This is a genomic window from Kluyvera intermedia, assembly GCF_021440345.1.
Lineage (GTDB): Bacteria > Pseudomonadota > Gammaproteobacteria > Enterobacterales > Enterobacteriaceae > Kluyvera > Kluyvera intermedia_A.
The window spans coordinates 1-517 of record NZ_JAKCNS010000156.1; the positions used below are offsets into that span (position 1 = coordinate 1).

Consider the following 517-nt stretch of genomic DNA (forward strand, 5'->3'; position numbering starts at 1 on the left):
GCTTCAATAACATGTGAGTTAAATGTAGGAAGATATTTATGTGATATGATTTGTGTATGATCAATCACTTTCACATTTGGGTATTCATCTAGCCATGGTGGGAGCTGATTATCCGTAACAACAAATATTTGTCTTACCCACGGTAAATTAATTACGACACTCTTTATGGCGTAGTAAAGTTCATTATGGTTACTAAACCTAGCCTGGTCGGTTGCATATTTCCCATGTCGGTGTGGATCAATATGACAGTAGAATTGGTATTTTCTTTGCCACTCAGGATCTTTATCATTTACCCATGTGAAAACAACATCAATCGGAAAATTAATATTCATCTGATTTTCTAATGATATATCATGTTGAATTAATATAGATTCCTCGTCTTGTGGGCAAAGTATTTCGTTATAAACATCAGGATATTTCTTATTAAAATAATCACGAAAGAATACACCAGGCGTTTTAAATAACTTTTTACACTTCCTGTGAAAAGACGAAATTTTACTGGACATCCGTTTAACCC

1 protein-coding gene is annotated in these 517 nt (G+C 33.7%); it reads right to left on the reverse strand.

Annotation, left to right across the window (positions count from 1 at the left end; translation table 11 throughout):
• Positions 1-517: Stealth CR1 domain-containing protein (locus LZ634_RS22440; protein ID WP_320673919.1), on the reverse strand; the 517-nt coding region annotated here is incomplete at both ends.